At 43.9% G+C, this 22,521-nt stretch carries 21 protein-coding genes; 19 read left to right on the top strand and 2 right to left on the bottom strand.

The window, feature by feature from the left end:
- Positions 1-14: 14 nt before the first annotated feature.
- The 8 genes from srtB (at position 15) to cydC (ending at position 10,055) form a co-directional block, all read left to right on the top strand.
- Positions 15-767, top strand: a complete 753-nt coding sequence (srtB, locus tag AWT60_RS01340; RefSeq protein ID WP_056765398.1) for a class B sortase — start codon at positions 15-17, stop codon at positions 765-767.
- An 18-nt stretch (positions 768-785) separates the two neighbouring features.
- The gene (locus AWT60_RS01335) at positions 786-1,724 is read left to right on the top strand and encodes an ABC transporter substrate-binding protein (RefSeq protein WP_218676775.1); all 939 of its coding nucleotides are present in this window, start codon (positions 786-788) and stop codon (positions 1,722-1,724) included.
- Entirely contained in the window at positions 1,721-2,734 is a 1,014-nt protein-coding gene (locus tag AWT60_RS01330; RefSeq protein WP_218676774.1) for a FecCD family ABC transporter permease, read from the top strand. The genes AWT60_RS01335 and AWT60_RS01330 overlap by 4 nt, the downstream gene beginning before the upstream one ends.
- Positions 2,735-2,741: 7 nt before the next feature.
- Complete coding sequence (isdG, locus tag AWT60_RS18630; protein ID WP_283936073.1) at positions 2,742-3,857, top strand: heme oxygenase; 1,116 nt, start codon at positions 2,742-2,744, stop codon at positions 3,855-3,857.
- Between the two features lie 323 nt (positions 3,858-4,180).
- A complete protein-coding gene (locus AWT60_RS01320; protein WP_024423881.1) occupies positions 4,181-5,596 on the top strand; it encodes a cytochrome ubiquinol oxidase subunit I in 1,416 nt (471 codons plus the stop codon).
- Positions 5,583-6,599: a cytochrome d ubiquinol oxidase subunit II gene (gene cydB / locus AWT60_RS01315; RefSeq protein ID WP_218676773.1), complete on the top strand. Its 1,017-nt coding sequence runs from the start codon at positions 5,583-5,585 to the stop codon at positions 6,597-6,599. The genes AWT60_RS01320 and cydB overlap by 14 nt, the downstream gene beginning before the upstream one ends.
- Complete coding sequence (cydD, locus tag AWT60_RS01310) at positions 6,599-8,335, top strand: thiol reductant ABC exporter subunit CydD (RefSeq protein WP_218676772.1); 1,737 nt, start codon at positions 6,599-6,601, stop codon at positions 8,333-8,335. Before cydB ends, cydD begins: the two co-directional genes overlap by 1 nt.
- Positions 8,325-10,055 carry a thiol reductant ABC exporter subunit CydC gene (cydC, locus tag AWT60_RS01305; RefSeq protein ID WP_218676771.1) on the top strand — a complete coding sequence of 577 codons (1,731 nt, stop codon included), beginning with the start codon at positions 8,325-8,327 and terminating at the stop codon, positions 10,053-10,055. The genes cydD and cydC overlap by 11 nt, the downstream gene beginning before the upstream one ends.
- 57 nt (positions 10,056-10,112) lie before the next feature.
- On the opposite strand, the gene AWT60_RS01300 is transcribed toward cydC, so the two are convergent.
- Entirely contained in the window at positions 10,113-11,150 is a 1,038-nt protein-coding gene (locus AWT60_RS01300) for a pectate lyase family protein (RefSeq protein WP_256928167.1), read from the bottom strand.
- Between the two features lie 460 nt (positions 11,151-11,610).
- Here AWT60_RS01300 and sigY point away from each other — a divergent pair, with 460 nt between their 5' ends.
- The 11 genes from sigY to AWT60_RS01250 all read left to right on the top strand — a co-directional run bounded on the left by sigY (position 11,611) and on the right by AWT60_RS01250 (position 20,819).
- Complete coding sequence (sigY, locus tag AWT60_RS01295) at positions 11,611-12,144, top strand: RNA polymerase sigma factor SigY (RefSeq protein WP_075621487.1); 534 nt, start codon at positions 11,611-11,613, stop codon at positions 12,142-12,144.
- On the top strand, positions 12,141-12,452 hold the full coding sequence (locus tag AWT60_RS01290) for a YxlC family protein (protein ID WP_041108357.1): 312 nt from the start codon (positions 12,141-12,143) through the stop codon (positions 12,450-12,452). The genes sigY and AWT60_RS01290 overlap by 4 nt, the downstream gene beginning before the upstream one ends.
- Positions 12,449-12,661: a hypothetical protein gene (locus AWT60_RS01285; RefSeq protein ID WP_041108354.1), complete on the top strand. Its 213-nt coding sequence runs from the start codon at positions 12,449-12,451 to the stop codon at positions 12,659-12,661. The genes AWT60_RS01290 and AWT60_RS01285 overlap by 4 nt, the downstream gene beginning before the upstream one ends.
- Positions 12,662-12,972: 311 nt before the next feature.
- Entirely contained in the window at positions 12,973-14,343 is a 1,371-nt protein-coding gene (gdhA, locus tag AWT60_RS01280; RefSeq protein WP_163114671.1) for an NADP-specific glutamate dehydrogenase, read from the top strand.
- Positions 14,344-14,425: 82 nt separating this feature from the next.
- A complete protein-coding gene (locus AWT60_RS18445; protein ID WP_231120688.1) occupies positions 14,426-14,539 on the top strand; it encodes a hypothetical protein in 114 nt (37 codons plus the stop codon).
- A gap of 349 nt (positions 14,540-14,888) precedes the next feature.
- A complete protein-coding gene (locus AWT60_RS01275; protein WP_218676770.1) occupies positions 14,889-16,832 on the top strand; it encodes a BglG family transcription antiterminator in 1,944 nt (647 codons plus the stop codon).
- Positions 16,833-16,954: 122 nt separating this feature from the next.
- Positions 16,955-17,260 (top strand): PTS sugar transporter subunit IIB, encoded by a 306-nt coding sequence (locus tag AWT60_RS01270; RefSeq protein ID WP_024423869.1) that lies wholly within the window; start codon positions 16,955-16,957, stop codon positions 17,258-17,260.
- 14 nt (positions 17,261-17,274) lie between these two features.
- A complete protein-coding gene (gene celB, locus AWT60_RS01265) occupies positions 17,275-18,624 on the top strand; it encodes a PTS cellobiose transporter subunit IIC (protein ID WP_218676769.1) in 1,350 nt (449 codons plus the stop codon).
- A 26-nt stretch (positions 18,625-18,650) separates the two neighbouring features.
- Positions 18,651-18,977, top strand: coding sequence for a PTS lactose/cellobiose transporter subunit IIA (locus AWT60_RS01260; RefSeq protein WP_024427495.1), 327 nt, complete (start codon positions 18,651-18,653; stop codon positions 18,975-18,977).
- A complete protein-coding gene (locus AWT60_RS01255; RefSeq protein WP_218676768.1) occupies positions 18,974-20,302 on the top strand; it encodes a 6-phospho-beta-glucosidase in 1,329 nt (442 codons plus the stop codon). Before AWT60_RS01260 ends, AWT60_RS01255 begins: the two co-directional genes overlap by 4 nt.
- A 118-nt stretch (positions 20,303-20,420) precedes the next feature.
- A complete protein-coding gene (locus AWT60_RS01250; RefSeq protein WP_034281330.1) occupies positions 20,421-20,819 on the top strand; it encodes a hypothetical protein in 399 nt (132 codons plus the stop codon).
- A gap of 317 nt (positions 20,820-21,136) precedes the next feature.
- On the opposite strand, the gene AWT60_RS01245 is transcribed toward AWT60_RS01250, so the two are convergent.
- Positions 21,137-22,228: a branched-chain amino acid aminotransferase gene (locus tag AWT60_RS01245; protein WP_218676767.1), complete on the bottom strand. Its 1,092-nt coding sequence runs from the start codon at positions 22,226-22,228 to the stop codon at positions 21,137-21,139.
- Positions 22,229-22,521 lie beyond the last annotated feature (293 nt).

Here is a 22,521-nt window from a genome sequence, read left to right as displayed (position 1 = left end):
GCAGGTGAGACAGTGTGAAACGAGGAAAACGGCTTTGGCAGCAGATGCTGACGATCGTTTGTTTAGGTGTATTTATTTATAGCGGGACAGCCATCGGCTTCGAACTTTTCGGTTATTATCAAAATCGCCAGGTGCTTGCAAAGGCTCAGACGATGTATGGACATGAAGAAGAAATGACTGAGAAAAGGGAGCCGGGAAAGATCCGTTCGTCATTTGATGAGCTGCGGAAGGTGAATGAGGACATTGTCGGCTGGATCAATATGAAGGACACGATGATTCAGTATCCGATCGTTCAATCTCACGATAATGCGTTCTACTTAACTCGCAATTATTTAAAAAACGACACCCGGGCAGGCAGTATCTTTATGGATTATCGTAATGACGTCCTGCAAGAAAGCCCCAATACAGTGGTGTACGGCCATCGGATGAGGGATGGATCCATGTTTGCTGGACTCACAAACTATCTAAAAAAAGATTTCTTCCAAGAGCACCGGACATTTCAGTACGATACGCTGTATCAAAGCTATGAAGCGGAGATTTTTGCCGTGTATGAAACGACGGTTGACTTCGATTATATTCAAACCGATTTTCAAGATCTTGGCGAATATGCGCACTACTTGCAAGCTGTGAGGAAGAAATCAATCTATCAAACGAAGACAGACGTGTCCACAGATGACCTCATCCTCACCTTATCGACCTGTGATCATGTGCTTGCACCTAAAAGCGGGCGTCTCGTGGTACAGGCAAAGCTAAAGAAAGTTTACTAGAAAAGGAGAGACAGACGGTTGAAATTTTCACATGTGATCTTAGCGGGACTCGTCTTGATGCTTCTCCTCGGGGGATGCAGTCAGGCAGCACTTGTAGAGAAAGGAAGCGGGCAAGGAGCGCTGAAGATAAAGGATTTTACCGGAAGAACGCTGTCGTTTGATGAATCCCCTCAGCGTATCGTCGCCTTGTCGACCGGGGACATGAGTATTCTGTATGCTTTAGGCGGTGAGGCGGTCGGCCGGCCAACTGCCGAGTTACCAGACAGCTTACAAAAGGCAAAGTCCGTACAAACGATTGGCACAACGCATCAATTTGATGTAGAGCTGATCACAAGCTTAAAGCCTGATGTGGTGCTTGGAAATGAACAATTAAACAGCAAGGACATCTCTACAATAGAAGGAATTGGATCACAGCTTCTATTGACAAGCGCCAATTCAGTGAGAGATATCCAGCGTCAAATCTCGTTATTTGGGGATTTGCTCGGAAAGCAGCAAAAGGCTAAAGCACTCAATGATCAAATTGATGAGCGGAAAAAGCAGGTCAAGCAGCCCAAGAAAAAAGTGAAAACACTCGTTGTGTACGGTGCACCCGGCACATATATGGCGGCACTTCCGCAATCCTTAAGCGGAGATTTGCTGCACATCGCTGGGGGTGCAAACATTGCTGAGAATGAACCGGCACTCGAAAAATTTCCTCAATACGCTCAAATCAATGCAGAAAAGGTGATCGAAGCCGATCCTGATCTCATTCTGCTCATGACACACAGCAATCCTGAAGATGTGAAAGCAGGCTTTATGAGTGAAATGAAACAGAATGCAGCATGGCACGATGTATCTGCTGTCAAGAATGGCCGCGTGGAGGTTCTGCCTAGTGATCTATTCGGGACGAATCCAGGCGCAGACGTCATAAAGGCGATTGATGAACTAGAGAAGAGATTGAAGCGATTGTCATCATGAAGATGAATGCAGAGTTAGATTTTCAAAAAAGACAGTCGAGACGAAGATGGCTGATACCGGGACTGCTTCTTTCGCTAGGTGTGGGCATCTGTTTAGGGCTTGCCTTAGGTTCTGTTCAATTATCGCTGCCAGATTTAATCGCTGCTTTGACGGGATCAGGTCAGCCAGTCCATGAAAAAATCGTTATGGATTTACGCCTGCCGCGCGTTCTCATAGGTTTCATCGTCGGGGCCTGTCTCGCAGCATCAGGAGCCATTTTACAAGGAGTCGTCCGAAATCCACTCGCTGACCCCGGGATCATCGGTGTGACCGCCGGCGGCGGGTTAGCCGCTGTACTCAGCATGATCGTGTTTCCGCAATTCACATATCTGCTTCCAGCGGCTGCCTTCCTTGGCGCTTTATTAGCGGCACTTGTTGTGTATATTTTGTCGTTCGATCAAGGGGTTTCACCACTGAAATTGATTCTGGCGGGTGTGGCAGTCAATGCCCTGCTTGGTGCAGTCATGAATGGATTTATGGTGCTTTATAGTGAGCGTGTGCAGGCCGTTCTGCCTTTTTTATCAGGAGGATTAAATGGACGGAGCTGGCATCATCTGAACTTTGTGTCACCTTATGCGATTGCTGGATTGTGTCTTTGTTTTTTTGCGATCAAGCCGGCAAATCTTCTTTTGCTTGGTGATGAGTCAGCGCAGCTGCTCGGCCTTAGAGTCGAGCGAACCCGATTTTTCTTAATTGCATTGGCAGCGCTTTTGGCGGGTGCAGCTGTAAGCGTGAGCGGTTTAATTGGATTTGTCGGTCTTGTCGTGCCTCATTTTATCCGCCTTTTAATTGGAGATGACTACCGGTACCTGCTGCCGATCTCAATGCTTGGCGGCGGCGTACTTGTGGTCTTTGCTGATACAGCAGCACGGGTATGGTTTACACCGGTTGAACTGCCTGTTGGTATTCTGCTGGCCTGTATCGGTGCACCTTTCTTCCTCTATTTATTAAAAAAGAAAGGGAGGGGTTAAGTTGGATATGATTGCGATGGATGACGTGAGTCTCAGTCAAGGAGGCTTTCGGCTGTCGTCTATTTCAGCAGCTGTGCCTAAAGGAAGTGTAACAGGCATTATTGGACCAAATGGGTCAGGGAAGTCGACGTTTATTAAAGCGGCCGCACGTCTTACGTCGATTGAAAGCGGCATGATTTATATTCACGATATCCCGCAAAAAGAAATGACAGCACAGGAGATTGCACAGGAAATCGCCGTTTTGATGCAGACGAGAACAGCCATCCCATCGATGACAGTACGTGAGCTGGTTGCCCTTGGACGCAGTCCGCATCGTTCGATCTGGAAAAAGAGCTCGAAGATAGATCAGGAAGCGATAGAGTGGGCGCTTGAAGTGACAAATAGCCGCGTGAATGAAAACAGGATGCTGCATACATTGTCAGGCGGAGAAAGGCAAAAGGCGTATATTGCCATGGCACTGGCTCAGAAGACAGAGACGATTATTCTGGATGAGCCTACCACTTACTTAGATATTGCGCACCAGCTTGATTTACTGGAGCTGCTCAAACAGCTGAATGAAACCCATGGGATCACCATTTTAATGGTTCTTCATGACCTGCAGCAGGCAGCAAAATATTGTGACCGCCTGATTGCGATGAAGCGTGGTCAGGTTTACCAAATAGGGACACCAAAGGAAGTATTAACAGAAAACTTTTTCAAAGAGGTGTTTGGGATTCAGGCAGAGGTTCACCTAGATGGAGAGCATCCGCTCATTATCCCAATCGCTTCGATCCAACAACAAAAGGGAGATGAACCAAACATGATCATTGTAAACAACCAGGTTAGAGTAGAAAAAGGCAGTGCAGACCACCTCGTTAAGCGTTTTAACAAGCAGGGACAAGTAGAATTCATGGAAGGATTTTTAGGCATGGAAGTCTGGGTCACACAGCAGACAACCGATTACGATGAAGTGACCATTCATACCCGCTGGAATCGAAAAGAAGACTTTGTGAACTGGACAAAATCTCAGGCATTTGGTGATGCACACGCTCATGGAAAAGCGAAACCTGAAGGCCTATTAAAAAACAAAATTACGTACTATGAAGTCCAAGTCACAAGACCTGCTTTACAGAAAAAAGCTTAAAATAGAAACACAGCGCTGCGGCCCACGTGCAGCGCTATTTTTTTTGCGGTTGTTTATTTTCCGTCACATATTCTTGACAAAGTATTCAAACAACTGACACAATACCATCCAATTTTTAGGTAAAATTTACTTTATTTTTGAAGCGTATGGGTGTAAAGTACAGGTATAAATAACTAACCGAATGAAAATCAAGAGTAAAATTTCACCGAGTGAACCATTTCAAATGGACTTTTATTTGTGAAACATTGAACAAATAGTGAATATTTTGTGAAATGGTGAGCATGAATCGTTCGGCATGTGAAAGTAAGGGAGGATGTAAGGCTGTGAGTGAGCTGTTTTTAGCAAGATTTCAATTTGCTTCAACGACATTATTTCATTTTATTTTTGTTCCTATGTCAATAGGTTTGGTGTTTATCGTCGCATTGATGCAGACCCTTTATGTCGTCAAGAAAAAAGACATCTATAAAAAGATGGCGAAGTTTTGGGGTCACCTGTTCTTACTTAACTTTGCAGTAGGTGTGGTAACAGGGATTCTGCAGGAATTCCAGTTTGGGATGAACTGGTCAGATTATTCAAGGTTTGTCGGTGATGTCTTTGGTGCACCGCTTGCCATTGAAGCACTTTTGGCCTTTTTCCTTGAATCTACATTTATTGGACTTTGGATATTCGGCTGGGATCGTCTGCCGAAGAAGATTCATTTATTGTGCATTTGGCTTGTTTCTCTTGGTACGATCTTTTCGGCGTTTTGGATTTTACTCGCCAACTCATTTATGCAGGAGCCAGTTGGATTTGCCATTAAAAATGGCCGTGCAGAAATGAATGATTTTGGCGCTCTTGTGACGAACCCGCAGCTTTGGGTTGAGTTCCCGCACGTTCTATTTGGTGCACTGGCAACAGGAGCTTTCTTTATTGCAGGAGTTAGTGCCTATAAAATGATCAAAAAACAAGAAATCGCCTTTTTCAAAAAATCATTCCAGATTGCGATGGTCCTTGCTTTAATTTCTGGTTTAGGTGTGGCGTTCTCTGGACATGATCAAGCGAAGCACTTAATGAAATCACAGCCAATGAAGATGGCAGCAAGTGAAGCCCTTTGGAAGGATAGTGGAGATCCAGCGGCTTGGACACTATTTGCCAACATTGACACAGATAAAAAAGAAAACTCTGCGGAGATCAATATTCCGTTTGCCTTAAGTTATTTGGCATATTCGAAGTTCAGTGGAGATGTTCCAGGTATGCTGACACTTCAAAAAGAATATGAAGCCAAGTTTGGTCCCGGAGACTACATTCCGCCAGTGAAAACAACATTCTGGAGCTTTAGAATCATGGTCGGTGCCGGAATGCTGATGATTTTTGCTAGTATGATTGGTTTGTACTTGAGCTTTAGAAAGAAACTCGAAACAAACAAATGGTTTTTACGCTTCATGGTAGGGATGATTGCGTTCCCGTTTATTGCGAATTCAGCCGGCTGGATCATGACTGAGATCGGGCGTCAGCCGTGGACCGTCTTTGGTATGATGACGACAGCTCAATCGATTTCACCGAACGTATCGTATGGCATGCTGTTATTCTCAGTCATTAGCTTTACGGCGATGTATCTGATTCTTGCCATTTTGCTTGCCTACTTATTCATTCGAGAAATTAAAAAAGGTGCACATTCTGAAGAGGATACAGATCAAAAGGATGAAACGGACCTGTCTACAGATCCATTTGATGGAGGCGCATATCATGGCATATCTTAACGAGATTTGGTTTATTCTTGTCGCAGTATTATTTGTTGGATTTTTCTTCTTAGAAGGATTTGATTTTGGTGTCGGGATGTCCATGCAGCTGCTTGGAAAGGACGCGCACGAGCGCCGCATTTTAATCAATACGATTGGTCCTTTCTGGGATGCGAATGAGGTCTGGCTGATTACTGCCGGCGGCGCTATTTTCGCTGCATTTCCTCACTGGTATGCCACGATGTTCAGCGGATACTATATTCCGTTTGCGGTTCTCCTCTTAGCGCTCATTGGGCGCGGCGTCGCCTTTGAATTCCGAGGGAAGGTTGAGAAAGCCTCTTGGATTAAAGCGTGGGACTGGGTGATCTTCTTTGGCAGTCTGCTTCCGCCGTTTTTGCTCGGTGTGTTATTCACGAGTATTTTACGAGGGATGCCAATTGATCAAGACATGAACATGTACGCTGGATTTACGGACTTTGTTAATCTTTACTCAGTGATCGGCGGGTTAGCTGTGACGGTTCTTTGTCTGCTGCATGGCTTGATTTTCGTCACACTTCGTACAGAGGGTGACTTAAGAGACCGTGCAAGAAAACTAGGCCAGCGTGTCCTGCTCATTGCACTCCCTGTTCTTGTTATATTTGTCGGTGTGTCCATCATTGAAACAGATATTTATACTGTACGCCCGATCATCACCATTCCATTAACTGTGCTGATTGTGGTTTGTTATATAGCTGCCCTTGTTTTGATGAGAAAAGAACGTGATGGCTGGACATTCTTATTCACAGGCGCAGGCATCATGGTGACGGTGTCTATGCTGTTCACTGCATTGTTCCCGCGCGTCATGATTAGTTCAATCAGTCGTTCATTTGATCTCACAATTCAAAACGCTGCATCTGGATCTTATTCACTGACGGTCATGACGATTGTTGCTGTTTCTTTGCTGCCCTTTGTGCTTGGGTATCAAATTTGGAGCTATTACGTCTTCCGTAAACGTGTAAGCGGCAAGGAGCCAATGACCTACTAATGGATAAACGTTTGCTTCAATTAAAAGGAATGAGAGGGCTTCTTGCCCTCTTAGGTATTGTGTCACTCATCCAAGGAGCAAGTATTATTTTTCAAGCACAGTGGCTGGCACATGCCATTACAACGCTGTTTGACGGGAAAAGCCTCTCGCAGGCAACGCCTTATGTCATGCTGTTTCTTGCTGCCTTTGTTGTGCGGCACGGTCTCACCTTGATTCGGGAGAAGGTCATGTTTACCTACTCTTCCCGAATTGGAGCAGACGTCAGAAAGCAGCTGCTAGACCAACTCTTTCGATTAGGGCCTGCCTTCGCAAAGAAAAAAGGGACAGGAAAGCTTGTCACATTGGCAATGGAAGGAATTGCTCAATACCGTCAGTATTTACAGCTGTTTTTGCCAAAAATGGTGAACATGGCAGTGATTCCGGCGATGGTCCTTATCTATGTGTGGACATTAGATGAAACATCAGCCGTCATTTTAATTGTGACGCTGCCAATTTTAATTATTTTTATGATTTTGCTAGGCCTTGTTGCTCAGCGTAAAGCGGCCAAACAATGGAGATCGTATGAGAAATTATCCAATCATTTTACTGACTCTCTCCGCGGCCTTGAGACGCTTCGTTACTTAGGTATCAGCAAAAAACACTCCCGTCATATTGCGGAGGTGTCAAAGCGATATCGTAAAGCGACCATGAGCACACTGAAGGTTGCCTTTCTGTCATCATTTGCGCTCGATTTCTTTTCGATGCTATCGATTGCAACCGTCGCTGTTTTTCTTGGCTTGCGATTAATTGAAGGAGAACTTCTGTTATTGCCGGCTTTGACGGCGCTTATGCTGGCGCCGGAGTATTTCCTGCCGGTACGTGAAGTGGGAAATGATTATCATGCGACGTTAAATGGTAAAGAAGCGAATGAGGCCATGCAGGTCATTTTAGAAGAAAAAGGCTTCCGCGTACAGAAGACACAATCTGTGCAGCTGAATAAGTGGGATGAACAATCCGTGCTCACGCTGCAGGATGTTTGTGTTCAGCATGATGAACATGCCCCTTATTCCATTCAGGATGTAGATCTCACTGTCAAAGGGAAGAAAAAAATCGGCATCATTGGTGCCAGTGGTTCAGGGAAATCGACATTAACTGATGTCCTCGGCGGCTTTGTTGAACCGTCTTCAGGTCAAATTACGCTAAACGGCCAGCCACTTGTTCATTTACAGATGAACGAATGGCAAAAGGAAGTTGTCTATATGCCGCAGCATCCCTATTTATTTCACATGACATTAAGAGAAAACATTCGTTTTTATGAACCGAATGCAACAGACGAAGAAGTGGAAAGAGCTGTGCATGAGGCTGGCTTATCTCAGCTGGTTACGCAGCTGCCAAATGGACTGGATGAGGTCATTGGAGAACAGGGAAGAGAGCTAAGCGGCGGACAGGCGCAAAGAATTGCGCTTGCTCGAACTGTGCTGGGCCAGCGGTCCATTATGCTGTTAGATGAACCAACGGCGCATCTCGATATTGAAACAGAGTATGAACTGAAGAAAACAATGCTTCCACTGTTTGAACATAAACTTGTGTTCTTAGCGACACACAGACTCCACTGGATGCCGGACATGGATGAAATCATTGTCATGGATCAAGGAACCGTCGCAGAAATGGGGACACATGAATCATTAATGCAAAGAAAAGGCGTGTATTATCAATTGGTACAGGAGCAAATGGGGGCGGTCACACATGGTCAGTAAAGGCTGGTTTATACCTTATATCAAGGAGAATCAAAAGCTGTTTGCCTTGGTTTTATTTTTAGGAGCCATTGCGGTATTCTCTGCTTCTATGCTGATGTACACGTCGGGATTTCTCATTTCAAAAGCTGCGACAAGACCTGAGAATATACTCATGGTCTACGTCCCAATTGTGGCTGTACGTACCTTTGGTATTTCGCGCTCTGCTGCCCGCTACGCAGAAAGGCTGGCAAGCCATCAGCTCATTTTGACAATGATTGAAAAAATGCGTGTACGCCTCTATGACATGGCTGAACGAAGTGCCAAACAGACAAAGCTTGGGACAGGTGAAATGCTTGGTCTCTTGTCAGATGATGTAGAGAGACTGCAGGACGCTTATTTAAAAACCATCTTTCCATCTATCGGTGCACTGCTTTTATATGCCGCATCCATTGGAGCACTTGGCCTTTTCTCATGGCCTTTTGCTGGACTGATGCTGCTTTATATGGCACTTCTCGTATTCGTTTTCCCATACGTCACAGTGCTTGTGAACCGGGCAAGACAAATTCAAATGAAAAAAGGCAGAAATCAACTGTACAGCCATTTAACAGATGCAGTCATGGGCGTTAGTGACTGGCTGTTCAGCGGCAGGCAGAAAGATTTTGTGGATGGATATGAACAAAAAGAAGCGCAGCTGTTAGCGCTTGAAGCAGCCAAACACCGATTTATCCGCGTTCGTCAATTTTTGGCACAGCTCTTGATTGGAGGAGCTGTCGTGCTTGTTGTGTATTGGAGCGGCTCGGTCGTTCAGTCAGGATCCATGTCACACACACTGATTGCAGCCTTTGTACTTGTGCTGTTTCCGTTAACAGAAGCCTTTCTTCCGCTGGCAGATGCGGCAGGCGATATTCCCGTCTACCAGCATGCTGTCAGCAGATTACATCATTATGAAAAGCAGTCATATGAAGGGGAAAAAAGCGAGGCAGTGGAACAGTCAGCCATTTCTCACGATGAAACTGTCTGTTTTGATCAAGTGTCCTTTCGATATGACACGCATCAATATGTCCTTCAAGACCTGTCCTTTTCTCTAAAGCAAGGGGAATCACTCGCGCTTTTAGGAAAAAGCGGTGCAGGAAAATCAACCATTTTGAAATTGTTAGAAGGGGCAGTTGTTCCAAATCAAGGGGCTGTCAGCATTCAAGGAAAACCGGTTCAAAGCATTCAAGAGAAGGTGTCTGCCTATGTATCTGTGCTCAATCAACAGCCATATTTATTCGATACGTCTGTTTTAAACAATATTCGTTTAGGATCTCCAGAGGCAACAGAAGAGCAGGTAAAAGAAGCAGCTAGACAAGTGCAGCTGCATGATGACATCGAGTCTTTGCCAGAAGGGTATCACACAGGTGTTCAGGAGACAGGGGTTCGATTTTCAGGTGGAGAAAGACAGCGTATGGCGTTAGCTCGGATTTTGCTGCAGGACACGCCGGTTGTTGTATTAGATGAACCGACCGTCGGGCTTGATCCGCGGACAGAGCGTGAATTGCTTGAAACCATTTTCCGTGTGTTAAAAGGGAAAACAGTTATTTGGATTACCCATCACCTGACTGGCTGTGAGGCATGTGACCGCATCATGTTTATTGAAGACGGGCGCATTGAGATGCAGGGGCAGCATCAGGATTTACTAAAAGAAAACAAGCGTTATCAAAAGTTGTATGAAATGGATCGTCCATTTTCTACAATATAAATGAATGAAATGACAAGAACGTTCGGACAGGAAATCTCTGCCCGAACGTTTTGTGGTTTAAGGGTTTACTTTCCCAACACCTGCATTTGATATCACTTCTGATTTCACATTGTTCACGTTAAGCAAAGAGTAGTTATAAGGAGGGTTATACGTACCTGTTGAAGACGTTGGCAGACTGCCTGTGCTGTTAATATACGAGTTGTTGATGACATGCCATGTCCCAACTTGACTGCTGTCCCAGCTTCCGATCGCATTTTTGGTGTTTTCAAATACGTTGTGTTCAATTCTCATCTTCGCGCCCATACGCGAGTTAATCGCTGTTGTGAGGATGTCTTTGTAATAGTTGTTATAGACATGTCCTTCCCCGAAGCGCATAGACGGTACACGAGAGTTTAGGTTTTCAAAGCGGTTGTTATGGAACGTAATTTTTCGATTGTAGTTATCGTTATCGGAGCTGCCCATGAGCATTGTTTTCCAGCTGTCATGTACATAGTTCCACGAGAAGGTAATGTAGTCAGAGTCATTTTTTACATCAAATAAACCATCGTAGTCATCCTTCCCAGAATTCAATGTGTTGTACAGTTCATTATGGTCGACCCATATGTTTTTAGAACCGCCTTCGATCCCGATCGCATCTTTGTCACCGATTTTGCTGTGGTGGATTTTCAAGTTGCGGATGATGATGTTATTGGCACGCCATACTTTAATGCCAATCCCATTCAATTCGCCGTTCGTCCCTTTACCGACGATCGAGACATTATTTGTATCTTTCACATCGATTTTATTGGCTGATGTATTAGAAGGGGTAATCGTCCCGTCTACAACAATTTTTAATTTTTCGTTTGTTCCTTTATTTTTGAGGGCAGCCAATAGTTCATTTCCAGTTTTGACTGTGACGGTTTTACCGCCTTCACCGCCTGTTGTGCCGCCATTTAATGTGGAGAAGCCTTGTTGATTAAAGTTGGCCATAATAGAAGGGCTTTCTGGATATTTGGCTGCTGCCTTTGCCTCCCCGTTTGGTGCAAATAATGAAGTGACGAGACCAACAGCTAATACACCGGCTAACATTGGAACTTTTCTCTTCAAAGTCAACATCTCCATTCTATTTTGTTTTAATGAAAACGTTTCCAAAATAAGCTGTGATTCAACCAATCCTCCTTTCTTCACAAGCATCGCTTCATTCGGAATGTAGGATGAGCATAGCATGCAAAAAGGTATCATCGGCTAAGGATAGGCGCAGCGTATTCCATGATTTTCTAGGGAGCTAAGCCAATGATTATTTCATTTTCATCTTCATGAGATAAGGACCATTGTCGATAGGTATGAGGATGACATCTTGATTATGGAGAGGAGGCTCTCCGTTTGGTAGAAAATCAAGATGATTATAAACGCATCATTTTGTTAGAGAAGAAGGAATGCCATAATCATTACATAAGAAAAAATTGGATAAAAACGAGAATCATAGAAGGTATGCTAAAAAATAAGGTCTAATTTAAACGATATTATCATCCGTGTCGTCTTATGAGTAAGAGAAGAAAAGGAAGGAGGGGTGTGTTTGGAGCAGACAGAAGAGACATTATTGATTCAGCGGGCAAAACAGGGAGATGATGCCGCGTTTACAGCCCTTTATCGGCATCATTATTCCTTTGTTTACCGATATATGTTGAAGCTCACCCTTCAACAAGAACTGGCAGAGGAAATCATGCAAGAAACGATGCTGAAAGCGTATATGAAACTTTCTTCATTTAGAGGAGATGCCTTATTTTCAACCTGGCTCATTTCGATTGCATCTAGGCAATTTTTAGATCACCAGAAAAAAAGAAAACGTGAACAAATGAGAGAAGGAAAAGCGAATCAGGAAGCCATACGCCGCTTTAAATGGGACGTTCAGCAAAAGGGGAACACATGGCATGACATGTGGGATGCTTTAAATGAATTAAAGGCTCAGGAGAGAGCACCGATTATTCTGCACTATTATTATGGCTTTACCTATCCAGAAATGGCTTCAATGCTCGGAATGAGAGAAGGCACTGTGAAATCGAGGGTTCATCATGGATTAAAGAAAATTCGAAAGGAGTGGGATTTATGAAGGAAGATCGTTTGACCGAACGTTTAAAAGAAGAGCTCAAGCAGCTAGACGAACAAATTGAAGTGGAAAAGCCAAGTGAGCAGGCTGTCATGATGATGCTGAAACAGGCGAAGGAACAAGAGAAAAGGCGTTTTAAACAAGAAGTGCTGGCATACGTTTTGATCAGTTTGACTATTCTAGCACTCTTTGCAGCTGCCATTACCCATTTGCCTATCATCTTCATACTTCTCCAAATAGTGAGCGTCCCCATCTGCTTTGTTGTTGGCTACAAGGAATATCAACATATCAAAGGAGGGTCTTCCTTATGAGTCAGTCGGAAATGATCATCTTATTGTGCGTCTTGCCGTTATTGTTTGCACAGGGCTTTCTTTTATTTATGGATGCAAAGAAAAGAGGGCGTTACAAGTGGTTTTGGGGCATTGTCGGTCTCATTAACTTTCCATCGTCTTCTATTTTATATTGGCTTTGTGTTGTGTTACCTGATCGAAAAAGAGGCGGGAAGCCCCGAAAAGATTGAGTGCATCCGATCAAACTTTTGACCTTTTTTTCGTTGGAAAACCAGCTAGAAATTCATCATGATTCATGTATTTGTCAAAGAAAACGGGACGAGAAACATCCGCTTGTTCGTTTCTAGCACATTAGTCATTCCTTGAGCGCTTATTTTTAATGACAATTGCTGCGGCTGCTTGATCTATCTCAATTCGGCATCATTTTCATCTGTTATCAATATTGATCAGATTTTACAATTGGTGTTAAATTAGTCTCAATATGCGTTAGAAAATCTAACAATTAAATGTGTGAAGATATCTACAAGGAGGCAGATGCGACATGTTGACCTTAGATCGAGCAGCACAAACAGCACAAAGCTACATCCACCGTGTGTTAGAAGAGGTGGAAAAACGAAATCCCGGAGAAGAGGAATTCCAGCAAGCCGTAAAAGAAATTCTGGAATCACTCGTCCCAGTTTTTGTAAAGCATCCAGAGTATGAAAAACAAGGCATTTTAGAACGTCTCATTGAGCCTGAGCGGCTTGTGGTATTTCGAGTGCCATGGGTAGACGATGAGGGCAAAGTACAAGTCAATCGAGGGTTTAGGGTTCAATTCAATAGTGCCATCGGTCCTTATAAAGGAGGCATTCGTTTCCATCCAACCGTCAATGCAAGCATTATCAAATTTTTAGGGTTTGAACAAATCTTTAAAAACGCACTGACTGGTATGCCGATTGGCGGAGGGAAAGGCGGATCGGATTTTGATCCTAAAGGGAAGTCTGATGGAGAAATCATGCGTTTCGTTCAAAGCTTTATGAGTGAACTCGGCCGATATATTGGACCTGATCAAGATGTGCCAGCAGGTGATATTGGTGTAGGAGCACGCGAAATTGGCTATATGTTCGGACAGTACAAGAAAATGCGCGGTGCTTATGAAGCGGGTGTACTCACGGGGAAAAGCCCTGGATTCGGAGGCAGCTTAGCGAGAAAAGAGGCAACAGGCTACGGACTGGTGTACTTCATGGAGGAAATGCTGAAAGCACATGGGCTCCAATTTGAAGGACGTTCTGTTGTTGTGTCGGGCTCAGGAAATGTGTCTATTTATGCAATGGAAAAGGTAATCGAATTAGGTGGTAAGGTTGTGGCTTGCAGTGATTCAAGCGGAGCGATTTATGATCCTCAAGGAATTTCGCTTGAGACCATCAAGCAGCTCAAGGAAGTCGAGAATCAGCGGATTGGGGCATATATAGACATTCACCCGCATGCTGAATTAATTGAAGATTGCGAACAAATTTGGTCCGTTCCTTGTGATATTGCGCTGCCATGTGCAACACAAAATGAAATATCAGAGGCGCATGCACAGCAGCTTGTGGCAAATGGTGTCATCGCTGTAGGAGAAGGAGCCAATATGCCGTCCACTCTTAAGGCGGTCAAAGTATTTGAAGAGAATCGTATTTTGTTTGCGCCGGCAAAAGCGGCGAATGCTGGCGGAGTAGGTGTCTCAGCATTGGAAATGGCACAAAACAGTGCAAGAATATCTTGGACATTTGAAGAAGTAGATGCTCAGCTGAAACAAATGATGCAGTCTATTTATCGTCAGTGTACAGAGACAGCAGACGAATATGGACACTCAGGAAACATCATGGTTGGAGCAAATATTGCAGGATTTCGTAAGGTGGCAGATGCCATGATCGCACAAGGCGTGATTTAACTCCTGCTCTCCCGCACCTGTTTATTTCATGACAAGATGGGGAATCGTCCTTTAAGAATGACAATAAGGAGGCGCGGGAGAAATGAAAAAATGGCTGAAACAAATTGTCAGATGGGCACCTGTGATTTATCCAGTGGTGAGGAAAATATATAAAGAGCGAAAAGCATCTAAACGTCGTAACGTATCAGCCGGATAATCCGGCTTTTTTTTATGCAAACATACAGAGCCTGTGTACAGGGACATTTGATCATGCAGCAGGTACGCATGAAAAAAGATTGGTTGTCTTTACCCAGCTGATCTCTTCATAAAAAAGGCGGGTACACGATGGTGTACGCCTTTTTTTCGTGGTTTTCGAAAGCATCTTCAAAAAAGATTCGTAGGACATTAGATGTGGTTAGTTGTATAAATAGGGGCATTTGTCATATATATGAGTTGGCAATTTTTATTTCTTTTCAGTAGAATATGAGTAATGAAGAGAACTGCAAGCGTATACAACCTGTCCAGACAAGGCAGATTCTCCACCCCTACATAAGGAGGCCGATCTGATGCTGAGTAAAAGACTGGCGCACATCTTAAGTCAGCTCATGGCAGCTGAGACCCCGCTCACAAGCGCTGCACTTTCTGCCAGTTTACAAGTGACAAGCCGCACCATTCGTACAGACATAAAAGAACTGAACGACCGTCTTGCCCCTTATCGAGCGGCAGTAACAGCTGTTAGAGGAGCTGGTTATGAGCTGCTGATCAACGATGAGAATGCCTTTCGCCGTTTTATGAAGGAGGAGGTCGAGCAGGAAGAGCCGCTTGCTGTGCTGCCAGAGGAGCGTGTTCGGTTTATTTTAAAAAGGCTTCTTTTGGCAGAATCCTATGTGAAGCTGGAGGATTTACAGGAGCAGCTGTTTATTAGTAAATCAACGATGAGCAACGATGTGAAATCGGTCAAACGTAAGCTGGAGCCCTTTGATCTGAAGCTGGAAGCGAAGCCGAGCAAAGGCTGCCGAATCAAGGGATCAGAGATGAAAATCCGTTATTGTATGTCAGAATATTTATTCAATGAACGTCGTTCTTATCAAACGATGCTGAACACAGCTGTTACCATTTTGCCAAAGCATGAACTCGAATTGATCCAGAAAACAATGATCAATTATATCAATGAGGAAGGTATGAATCTATCAGACATTTGCATGAATAATTTAATCGTTCATGTCGCCATTGCCTGCAAACGAATTAGACACGGAAACTATGTATCTGTTCTTCCAGAGGAAATCAGCGAAATTCCCCGGGCAAAGGAATATAAGGTCGCTAAAAAAATGGTGGAGCGCCTTGAAGGGCTGCTGGATGTCTCATTTCCACAAGAGGAAATCGTCTATATCACCATTCATTTGCTAGGAACAGCCAAAATGGTACAGTCCTTTTCCTCGAGTGGCCAAAAACAAATTGTAGATGATGACACGAGCCGGCTTGTACAGCTCATGCTGAAGGCTATTGATCAAAAACTGCAGCTTGATTTAGCAGGTGATACGGAACTAATGATTGGACTCAGTCTGCACTTAAAGCCTGCCATCAACCGATGTAAATATGGAATGAACTTAAGAAATCCGATACTTGATGAAATAAAAGCGGGGTATCCCCTTGCTTTTGAAGCGGGGATTATCGCCAGCAGGGTCCTTGAAGAAGAGGAGGGGCTGAGTATTCATGAGAACGAAATCGGATATATGGCGCTTCATTTTGGTGCGGCTTTAGAGCGTAGGAAAATGGAGATCCCGCCGAAGCGGTGTCTCATTGTCTGTGCGTCTGGTGCAGGGAGTGCAAGGCTGCTGCAGGATCGTTTGCGGTCACAATTTGGGTCAAAGCTGACCATTTTAGGAACAGCAGAGCTATATTCGCTTCCGCATGTCTCTTTGCATGCCTTGGATTTGATTATTACAACGATCCCAATTCATATGGATTTACCGGTTCCAGTCATTCAAGTGAACACCATTTTGGGAGGCGGTGATTTTTTAAAAATTGAAGAAGCCCTGACAAGTGAAACAAGGGTGACATTGGCCTCTCAATATATGAAAAAGGAATTGGTTTTTACAAAACGAGCTTTTCACACAAAGGAAGAGGTCATCACCTTTTTAACACAAAAAGTCATCGATATGGGCTTAGCGCCAGCTGAGCTCACACCATCTGTCATGGAAAGAGAAGAAGCTGCCCCTACCTCTTTCGGGCATTATACAGCGATCCCGCACCCGATGACGCCGCTGACAGATGAGACGTTTTGGGCGATATGTACATTAGAAAAACCAATCATTTGGGGAGAGAAAAAGGTTCAATTTGTCTGCCTGCTTTGTGTCGAAAAAGAGAATGCCAAAGATTTAAAAGGCATGTACCGCCTGCTGGGTGAGCTTGTGCATAATGTGAAATTCATTCAGCATCTGATCGCCTGTGATACATTTGAAGACATGCTTGATATCATGTATAAAAAGGTTCCTTCGTACAAGAACTAACTGTGTGATACTAACTTTTTCCGCTTCCTAAAGGAAAAAGTATGGGTGTTTATGAAAGCGGTTTCATAATATGATGAAAGTGTAAAGAATAGCTTCACACTTTGAAAAGGGGGCGTTTACACATGAACATCTTATTGGTTTGCGCAGCAGGTATGTCCACAAGCTTACTTGTCACAAAAATGGAGAAAAGCGCACAAGAACAAGGAAAAGAATATCGTATTTGGGCAGTATCAGGAGATTCTGCGAAAAATCATATTGATCAAGCCGATGTGCTTTTATTAGGACCTCAGGTTCGATATTTATTACCGCAAATGAAAAAGCTCGGAGAAGAAAAAGGAATCCCAGTAGACGTGATTAATACTGTGCATTATGGCGTATGTAATGGCGCTGAGGTTTTAAAATCTGCTGAACAGTTAGTGAACGGATAAAGGGGGCGGAGGGGATGAATGGATTCAACCGATTTCTAGAAGAGAAGGTCATGCCGTTTGCAGGGAAGATTGCCGCTCAAAGACATTTACAAGCATTGCGTGACGGAATTGTTTTAACGATGCCTCTCATTATTGTCGGTTCACTGTTTCTCATTTTAGCCAACCTTCCGATCCCAGGATACAGCGATTTTATGGCAAGTATCTTCGGAGCAGAATGGGCCACGAAACTATCCTATCCTGTTAATGCAACCTTTGACATTATGGCACTTGTTGCGACCTTCGGGATTGCTTACAGGCTCGCTGAAAAGTATGCCGTTGATGCACTATCATCTGGTGCGATCGCTGTTGCGGCTTTCCTTTTGGCTACTCCATATCAAGTACCTTTCACACCTGAAGGCTCAACAGAAGCTATCCTAGTAGGCGGGGGAATTCCTGTCACACTGATGGGCAGTAAAGGTTTATTCGTTGCCATGATTATTGCCATGCTTTCAACCGAAATTTACCGCTTCATTGTACAGCGGAACATCGTCATCAAAATGCCTGATGGTGTACCGCCAGCAGTCAGTAAATCGTTTATTGCACTTATTCCAGGTTTTGTGGTCATCACCCTGATCTGGGTCGCTAGACTTGTGATTGAGATGACACCTTTTGAGAGTATTCATAATATTATCACGGTCTTAATTGGCACACCGCTTTCCATTCTTGGTGGCAGCTTAGGCGGCAGTATCGTTGCGATGGGTGTGCAAATGCTCCTCTGGGCATGTGGTATTCACGGAGCAACCATTGTCGGTGGCGTCATGGGGCCAATTTGGCTCGGTGCAATGGATGAGAACCGTCTTGCATTCCAAGCAGGAGAAGTACTGCCGAATATTTTCACAGCGCAGTTCTTTGAAATCTTCATCAACGTCGGCGGAAGCGGAGCAACGCTTGCTTTGGTGCTGACCATGATCTTACGCGCCAGAAGTAAACAAATGAAACAGCTCGGCCGCCTTGCCATTGGGCCAGCCATCTTTAACATCAACGAACCGATCATTTTTGGTATGCCGATTGTCATGAACCCAATGCTCCTCATTCCGTTTATCCTTACGCCAATCATGATGATCATCACCACATATATCGGAATGAGTACAGGGCTTGTGGCAAAACCAGCCGGGATTGCTGTCCCATGGACCATGCCGCCAATCATTTCAGGCTATCTCGCCACGGGAGGCAAAATCTCTGGTGCTGTCATGCAGCTGATTAACCTTGTGCTGTCATTTGCTCTATACTACCCATTCTTTAGAATGTGGGATAAGCAGAAATTGAAAGAAGAAAGTGAGCTAGAAACAAAAGCATCAACTGATGAAAATGTCGTCAGCATGTAATAGAGGGAACAAGGGGGATGCAGCCGATGGAAATGGAACAAATTGTGTTTCAACTCATCCTGCACGGCGGAAATGGCAGAAGCTCCGCGATGGAGGCCATTACATGTGCAAAACAAGGAAACTTTGATGAGGCGAAGCAAAAATTGCAGGACGCACAAGACGCGTTAAATGAGGCGCATCACGCACAGACAGAGCTGATCCAAGGAGAAATCAGGGGCGAAAAGACGGATATTAGTCTCTTAATGATTCATGCGCAGGATCATCTCATGAACGCAATGACCGTCAAGGAGCTCGCAGCAGAAATCATCGAGCTCCATGAAAAAATGAAGCAACTCGGAGGTGTCAATTCATGAAAGAAGGAATCAAAATTGTCACAATAGGCGGTGGATCGAGCTATACGCCTGAGCTCGTCGAAGGGTTTATTAAACGATATCAAGAATTGCCTGTAAAAGAATTATGGCTTGTGGATATTGAAGCGGGTCAGGAAAAGTTAAACATCGTAGGCGCTCTGGCGAAACGTATGGTTGAAAAAGCAGGTGTGCCGATTGAGGTACACCTGACTCTTGATCGCCGGGAGGCATTGAAGGACGCAGATTTTGTGACGACACAATTTCGTGTAGGACTGCTGGAAGCACGGGCAAAGGATGAGAGAATACCGCTTAAATACGGCGTCATCGGTCAGGAAACGAACGGACCAGGCGGTTTATTTAAAGGCCTTCGGACCATCCCAGTCATTCTAGACATTGTGAAGGATATGGAAGAGCTTTGCCCAGACGCATGGCTTGTGAACTTTACAAATCCAGCCGGCATGGTCACAGAAGCTGTTTTACGCTACACGAATCTAAAAAAAGTGGTCGGTCTATGCAATGTGCCGATTGGGATCAAAATGGGGATTGCCAAAGCGCTTGATGTGGACGTTGAACGCATCGAGGTACAGTTTGCCGGTCTCAATCACATGGTCTATGGATTAGACGTATATTTTGACGGGGTCAGCATTATGGATCAAGTGCTTGATGAACTAGGAAATCCGAACAGCCAGTGGTCCATGAAAAACATTGAAGCGAAAAACTGGGAGCCTTCTTTTGTGAAAGGATTAGGGGTCATCCCATGTCCGTATCACCGCTATTACTATAAAACGAAAGATATGCTGGAAGAAGAGCAAAAGGCGGCTCAAGAGAAAGGAACACGAGCAGAGGTTGTACAGCAGGTCGAGCAGGAATTATTTGAGCTCTATAAAGATCCTGATTTGTCGATTAAACCACCGCAGCTCGAAAAAAGAGGCGGGGCCTATTACAGCGATGCGGCCTGTAACTTAATCAGCTCCATCTATAATGATAAGCACGACATTCAACCAGTCAATACAGTGAACAGAGGGGCGATTGCCAGCATTCCGGCTGAATCAGCGGTTGAAGTAAACTGTATCATTACGAAGGACGGACCAAAACCAATCGCGATAGGTGATCTGCCTGTAGCTGTAAGAGGACTCGTTCAACAAATCAAATCATTCGAGCGTGTGGCAGCAGAAGCGGCTGTGACTGGAGATTACGAGACGGCTCTTGTGGCGATGACCATCAACCCGCTCGTCCCATCTGACGACATTGCAAAGCAAATTTTAGACGAAATGCTCGAAGCGCATCGTGAGCATTTACCGCAATTCTTCAAATCAGTCAATGCTTAACACATAATGGCCCCTTTATGGGGTCATTTTTTATGATTGCCCCATATGGAAACTGGAGAAAGAAGTGTATGATTAGAAATAACAGCATGTATGGCTTCAAAGAAAGGACTGTTGGAATATGGTTGCAATTGGTTTAATGTTTTACGGGTTTGTCGTACAGCCTGTCATGAGTTATGGTACAGTGATCTTGTTTTTGTATGGCCTTATTGCTTCATTTGTTGGCCTCATTCGGCATAAGGAATATGTGTGGATCTATGTTCTCCGCCTGCTCGTTTGTTTTACCATTCCCGTGACCAATCTGTTGATGTATTTCGCAACGATTGGAGGAGATGCAAGAAAATTTGATTTCCAGCCAATGCCGCTTGTTTATTATCTTGTCTTTATCCTAGAAATCATGATCATCTTTTTGCCAGAGATCTTTTTACTGATCGAAAAAAAGCGGAGCATCAAAAGGAAACAGTGGATATACGCAGGGGCGATTGTTGGGGTGTCGGTCTTGTTTTGGTGCACGATTTGATGGGAAGCAGACGGGTCAACTAAGTCTATTTCGCCTTTTTTTCTGTAACTTCTTTCGTCGGACCTTTACAAAAGAGATGGAAAGAGCAAGGATAGAGATTCCAAGAGCCTTAAATAAAAACCGGGTGAGGAACGGTGAATCATCGAAACCAGTGGCGACGATCATCGATCCTATGCAGATTCCAAAGAACGCTAGTAGATAAGTAAAAAACATACCATTACTCTCCTTATTTATGTGTATTTACCATTATGAGGGATAAAAGAGAGGTAAATAAACAAAAAGGAACCCTTCATGATTGAAAGGTTCTTTTTATATGCTTATGCTTGCTTGACGACTGAGTCAACTTCAACTGTCCAGCCAAAGATGTCTGGCTGTGTCCCTTTTTGAATGCCAGTAATGGCCTCATACAATTTCTTGGATACTTCGCCTGTTTGACCATTTTGGATCACATATGGCTGATCATGATAAATTAATTCCCCGACAGGAGAGATTACGGCTGCCGTTCCAGTTCCGAAAATTTCTTCAAGCTCGCCAGATTGATGTGCTTCAATTAACTCATCAATTGAAATTTTGCGCTCTGTTACTGGAATTCCCCAATGCTTTAACAGTTCAAGTACAGAGTTACGTGTGATGCCTTCTAAAATGCTGCCGTTCAATTCAGGCGTCACGATTTCTCCATTGATTTTAAAGAAGATATTCATGCTGCCGACTTCTTCAATGTATTTTTTCTCGACCCCATCAAGCCAAAGAACCTGTGAAAATCCTTTCGTTTCAGCAACTTGCTGTGCTTTAAGGCTTGAGGCATAGTTTCCAGCTGTTTTGGCATTTCCTGTTCCACCCTTAACGGCACGGACAAACTCATTTTCAACTGCAATTTTGACCGGATGAATGCCTTCTTTATAGTATGATCCCACTGGAGATAAGATAATCAGCAGCTTATACGTGCTAGACGGTGCAACGCCTAAATACGGCTCAGTGGAAATAATGAATGGACGAATATACAAGGAAGTGCCCTCTGCATCAGGTACCCAATCCTTATCAATACGAATGAGTTCATTTAAGCCCTCTAATACTGTTTCTGTATCAATTTGCGGAATACACAGGCGGTCATTGGATCTGTTTAAGCGCTCCATGTTTTTTTCCGGACGGAATAAGAGAATTTTTTGATCCTCAGAAACATAAGCCTTCAAGCCTTCAAAAACAGATTGACCATAATGGTAGACCATCGAAGCTGGGTCCATTGGAATGGTCTGATAAGGGATAATTCTTGGATCGTACCAACCTTTATCAACTGAATAATCCATCACAAACATGTGATCAGTGAAGATTTTTCCGAATTCAAGTTGATCAGATTGAGGTTTTGGTTTTTTTGTTGAACTAAGTTCAACGCGGATGGGTTGTTTTGGCATTGTAAATCTCCTTGCTGTTTGATTATTTGAAAATTCTAATAATATGAAATAATTATGATTCTATTCTATACCTTCAAAAAATATTAGCAATAGGTTTTCTGGAATTCAGACAAGAAAAATCTGTTAAAGCGCTTTCCTTTTCTCTGCTGTCAGTTTGACTCCTGTCACCCCTTTTTAAAAAAGAAATAAAATCCAAATGCATTATTAACTGATTAATCTGACAATTTAAAAACGAATGGTTTTCCTGTAAGATATTCTTTCAACCATACACCTTTTGACTAGTACATTGCAAG

The organism is Bacillus sp. F2HM, from assembly GCF_019266135.1.
Taxonomy (GTDB): Bacteria; Bacillota; Bacilli; order Bacillales; family Bacillaceae; genus Bacillus; species Bacillus safensis.
Note: the sequence above shows the minus strand (reverse complement) of the source record. Positions and strands in the feature narration are given on the sequence as shown.